This window comes from Actinomyces sp. ICM47, assembly GCF_000278725.1.
In the GTDB taxonomy this organism is placed as follows: domain Bacteria; phylum Actinomycetota; class Actinomycetes; order Actinomycetales; family Actinomycetaceae; genus Pauljensenia.
Window position 1 is genome coordinate 1 of record NZ_ALCA01000051.1, and the last position, 4,358, is coordinate 4,358.

The window sequence follows — 4,358 nt, forward strand, 5'->3', positions numbered from 1 at the left end:
TGGGGTCGGCGGTGTAGATACCCGCGATGATGGGACGCACCGAGCGCTCCAGCACGGCCTGCCCCATGCGTGCAGCCACGAAACCGGCCAGGGTATCCCCGGCCTCGTCCATGCCGACGCCGCCACCCATCGACTGATCCTTCAGCGCCCGGCGCACCCCGGCCTCGCCAAGCACGTGTGCGCAATCGGGTGCGTTCGGGCGGGCGGGGATGCCCAGGAACGAGTCGCGCAGGAAGGGGCGCAGCTCCCAGCCGCCGCGCAGGGCGGGGGCGTACAGGCGGGCACCCGAGCCGGCGGGCTCGACCGAGGTCAACCCCAGGGCCTCCACGATCGACGAGGTGTCGGTGCCGCGCACGACATACGTTTCCGCCCCCAGGTCCACGGTTGCGCCACCGACCGTGCCGCGGGCGATGAGGCCACCCAGGTAGCCGCGCGCCTCGATGAGGAGGGGGCGCACGCCCGCGCAGGCCAGTTCCCACGCGCTCACGAGGCCGGCGATGCCTCCGCCGACGACGACCGCGCCGGGGTGGGTGGGGATGGCATCAGGCGCGCTCATCGAGCATCACCCAGCTCGTGCACCAGCTCGACGATGCGCGTCAGAACGTCGGGGTCGGTCGTGGGCGGCACGCCGTGCCCGAGGTTAAAGACGTGACCGGGGGCGGAGCGCCCCGCGTCGAGAATATCTCGAACAGCCTGTTCGATAACGGGCCACGGGGCTTGCAACAGAGCGGGGTCCAAGTTTCCCTGCACGGCCTTTCCGGGCACCTGGGCGATGGCCCACGACAGGTCCGTCTTCCAGTCGACACCCACGCAGTTCGCGCCGACCTCGGCCATGTCGGCCAGGATCGGGGCGCTGCCCGTCCCGAAGTGGATGAGCGGGGCGCGCTCGCCGGTCACGGGACTGACGGCACCGGCGACGCGCTGCGCGACCATGCGCGAGTACGGCGCAACGGATTCGCGATAGGTACGAGGCGAGAGGGACCCCACCCACGAGTCGAAGAGCTGCACGGCGCTGGCCCCGGCCTCGATCTGAGAGGTGATGAAGTCGGCGCTCACGCACGCGCACCAGCTCATAAGGGCGTCCCACGCGCCCGGGTCGGACGCAGCAAGAGTCCGCGCGGCCATGTGATCGCGGGAAGGACGCCCCTCAACCATGTACGCGGCCAGGGTGAAGGGCGCGCCACCGAATCCAATGAGGGGTGTGGAGTCCAGCTCTCGCACCGCCGTCGCGACGCCGTCACGCACCGCCTGAGCCCCTTCGGCGCAGTCTCGCGCGCGCCCGGCGGAGTCGGTCCAAGACCCCTCGCCGTAGCGATGGCTTAGTAGTTCGTCGATGCTCTCGCGCGTTCGATAAGGATGATCGAGGACCGGGCCGACACCCGGCTCAATCTCGACACCCACCCCGGCCAGGCGCAGGGGGACCATGATGTCCGAAAAGAAGATACCCGCGTCCACGCCGTGGCGTCGCACGGGCTGCACCGTCGCCTCGGCGGCCACGTCGGGGCGCAGGCAGGCCTCGAGCATGGGCAGGCCGACGTCGGCGCGCAGCTGGCGGTACTCCGGCAGGGAGCGTCCGGCCTGACGCATGAACCACACGGGCGTGGACCCGCGTTGCCCGGTCAGGGCGCGCAGCAGCGGAGGCGTCGTCATGTGTCTCCCTTAATTTAATGATGTTTTCATGCGTTAATTCACGCATTTCCGTTGTATTCCAGTCTAGTTCAAGACAATTTCTCATACGCCACAAAAGCGCGAAATGACAGGCCCTGAGACCGATTTATCCGCGCGAGATAGCCATTTATTAAGACATATTTGTAAAATGACAGGGCGTCACCAACATAAATCGCCTCTCGGAGCTGCTGTCACGAACCGCGTGCCTTTAAATGGACGCGTTGTGACTATTCATGTGCTTTCCGCGGACCACCGTTACGCCCCCCTCGACGATATCGCCCGACTCTCCGGCGCGACCGACCTCGGCCCCACGCTCATGCGCTCGCTGGCGCAGGTGCGCGGAGTCATGGTCCTGCGCACGTGTAACCGCGTCACCATCTACGTCGACGCCCCGGCCTCGGCCGACCCCCACGCACTCAAGGACGCGGTGGAGTGCGAACTCGCCCAGGCCTCGCACACCCCGCGCGAGGACGTACAGCTGCGTCACCTGTGGGGCCGCGACGGCCTCGTCGATCTTTTCGCGACGGCATCCGGGCTGGAGTCCATGGTCATCGGCGAGCGCGAGATCGCCGGGCAGATGCGCCGAGCCGCGCGCACGGCCTGGGAGGATGGGACCCTGAGCTGTGACCTGGGACGCGCCGCCGAGCGGGCGTCGGCCACCTCGCGCCGCGTCGCCACCGAGACCGGGCTGGCGGGGGCGGGACGCTCGGTCGTCGCCGTCGGCTTGGACATGGCGGCAGCTCACCTGGGGCCGTGGGAGGCCACCCGCGTGCTCATCGTCGGCACGGGCGCCTACGCGGGGGCGACCGTCAGCGCCCTGAGCGCGCTCGGCGCATCCGAGGTGTCCGTCTACTCGACCTCGGGGCGCGCCCGCGAATTCGCCCAGGGACGAGGCATCGGCTGGGTCGAGTCCGCAAGCCTTCCCGCCGCTCTCAAACGCTCCGACCTGGTGGTGACCTGCCGGGGACTTGGAAGCCCCGTCCTGACCCGCGACATGGCTGCGGCCTCCGGGCGCACCGTGGTCCTAGACCTCGCGCTCATGCGTGACGCGGAAAGCTCTGTCTCCTCACTGCCGAACGTGACGCTCATCGACCTGCCGACCATCCAGGCGTCGGTCCCGGCTGCGGATGCCGACGCACTGACGCGCGCCCGCGCCATCATCGACGAGGAAGTCTCCTCCTTCGAGCGCGGCCTGGGTGCCCGCTCCATGGACCCCGTCGTGCGGCACCTGCGCTCGCGCGTCTTCCGCATCGTCGAGGAGGAGATCGACCGCCTCGGCGATGCTCCCCTCTCGACCGAGGACGCGGCCCGAGCACTACGCCACCTGGCCGCGCGCCTCATCCACAACCCGACTGTGCTCGCGCGCCGAGCGGGCGAGGAGAGCCAGCAGGAACGCTACCTGGAGGCCCTGAGCGTGGTCCTCGGCATCGACGAGGCCTCCCTGACCTCCGGCGATCATGCAGGTGGTCACGCATTCTCATCAGGTGACCACGACCGTCCCGTCGGGGGCCGCTGCCCACACGATGTTCATACACTGGGTGCATGAGCACCCAGAAGAACGAACCGCGCGCACTCGCCCTCGGCGTCGCTGTCTATATCATCTGGGGTTTCTTTCCCCTGTACTTTTCGCTGCTCTCCCCCGCCGGTGCCGTCGAGGTGATCGTCCACAGGGCGGTGTGGGGCCTGTTTTTCTGCCTGGTTGCGCTCGCTGTGACGAGGTCGCTGGGGAAGGTGCGCGCGCTGATCGCCGACCGGGGAGCCCTGTGGCGCCTGGCGGTCGCGGGCGCGCTCGTCGTCGTCAACTGGTCGGTGTACGTGTACGCGGTCCTCTCGGGGCACACGACGGACGCGGCGATCGGTTACTTCATCAACCCGCTGGTGACGATAGCCCTGGGCCTGATTGTGCTGCGCGAGCGGGTCACGCCTATCCAAAAGATCGCTCTGGCGCTGGGTGTCGTCGCCGTCGTCATCCTCGTTGTCGGCCAGCGCGCGGTTCCGATCGTCTCGCTCACACTTGCCCTCACGTTTGGTCTGTACTCGCTCGTGAAAAAGAATGTCGCCGGGCGGGTTGATCCGCTGGCGGGCATGGTGATTGAGACGGCGGCGGTCTCTCCCTTCCTGCTCGGTTACTACGCGTATCTGGCGGCCACGTCCGCCACGTCCTTCCACGCGATCGTTTCTTCCGACGAGGCCGGGGTGTCCTGGCCCCTTCACCTGGCCCTCCTGGTGGGCGCGGGTGCGCTGACGATGATCCCGCTCATCATGTTTGCTTCGGCGGCGCGAGGCCTGACTCTGGGGACGATGGGTTTCCTACAGTACCTGGGACCTACCCTGCAGCTCCTCGTCGCCGTGTTCATCTTCCACGAGACCGTGCCGACGTTCCGTTGGATCGCGATGGGCGTCGTGTGGGTGGCGCTGGCGTGCCTGAGCGCCGACTGGCTGCTCTCTTCCGTACGAGCTAAGCGCCTGGCGCGCGCGGCGCACCGAGACTGAGGCAACGCCTGGGCGGACCACCCGGCGGCACTAAGCTCCGCCCGATGGGAGGCTGCCGCAACCCCGCCGATGTAAAGGGCGCCGCGAGGCCTTCAGGGCCTGGGCGGACCACCCGGTGGCACCAAGTACCGCCCGATGGGAGGCTGCCGCAACCCCGCCGGTGTGAAGGGCGCCGGAGGGTCCGGAGGGCACGGGCG

Annotated in this window: 4 protein-coding genes; 2 read left to right on the top strand and 2 right to left on the bottom strand. The window is 68.5% G+C overall.

The genetic code is table 11. The features are described 5' to 3' along the window. Both HMPREF1136_RS03270 and hemE read right to left on the bottom strand, forming a co-directional pair. Positions 1-556, bottom strand: a 556-nt coding sequence (locus tag HMPREF1136_RS03270) for an NAD(P)-binding protein (protein WP_009647909.1), incomplete at its 3' end; no start/stop codon positions are given. Further along, positions 553-1,650, bottom strand: coding sequence for a uroporphyrinogen decarboxylase (hemE, locus tag HMPREF1136_RS03275; protein ID WP_009647907.1), 1,098 nt, complete (start codon positions 1,648-1,650; stop codon positions 553-555). The genes HMPREF1136_RS03270 and hemE, both read right to left, overlap by 4 nt. A 241-nt stretch (positions 1,651-1,891) precedes the next feature. Here hemE and HMPREF1136_RS03280 point away from each other — a divergent pair, with 241 nt between their 5' ends. Continuing rightward, positions 1,892-3,214, top strand: coding sequence for a glutamyl-tRNA reductase (locus HMPREF1136_RS03280; RefSeq protein ID WP_009647906.1), 1,323 nt, complete (start codon positions 1,892-1,894; stop codon positions 3,212-3,214). Next, positions 3,211-4,161: an EamA family transporter RarD gene (gene rarD / locus HMPREF1136_RS03285; RefSeq protein WP_009647908.1), complete on the top strand. Its 951-nt coding sequence runs from the start codon at positions 3,211-3,213 to the stop codon at positions 4,159-4,161. The genes HMPREF1136_RS03280 and rarD overlap by 4 nt, the downstream gene beginning before the upstream one ends. The last annotated feature ends 197 nt before the right edge of the window (positions 4,162-4,358 follow it).